The organism is Flavobacterium soyae, from assembly GCF_021245985.1.
GTDB lineage: Bacteria > Bacteroidota > Bacteroidia > Flavobacteriales > Flavobacteriaceae > Flavobacterium > Flavobacterium soyae.
Genome location: NZ_JAJQXA010000046.1, coordinates 1 through 401 on the forward strand (window position 1 = coordinate 1; position 401 = coordinate 401).

Sequence of the window (401 nt, forward strand, 5' to 3'; positions counted from 1 at the left end):
GGCGCGACTCGACCAATATTTGCTGGATGATACTGCTGCGTGTCACCAGCCCCGGACGCTCAACCCGGGCAATGTCCGGCGTCGGTGCCGTCAGGGCCGGCGTCTGGTGCACGTAGTAGCCCGACTGCGGCCGCGCGCGAATCAGCCCCTGGTCTTCAAGGTTGGCGTAGGCCTGCAGCACCGTGGCATGGCTGACGTTGAGCTGCGAGCTCATCTTGCGCACCGACGGTACGCGCTCACCGGGCTGATACACACCGCGCCGGATGTCTTCAGCCAGCTGTTGAGCAATACGTTGATAGAGCAGAAGGTTGGTCATGACGCAGCACTCGATTTCACGGGCATTTTATTCTTGTCGGAAACGATACCGGAACAGTTTAGAAGTGTACTGGGACAGTTGCCAG

1 protein-coding gene is annotated in these 401 nt (G+C 59.9%); it reads right to left on the reverse strand.

What is annotated here, in order from left to right; translation table 11 throughout:
- Nucleotides 1-316: GntR family transcriptional regulator (locus LUU93_RS21890; protein WP_232683223.1), on the reverse strand; the 316-nt coding region annotated here is incomplete at its 3' end.
- Between the last annotated feature and the right edge of the window lie 85 nt (nucleotides 317-401).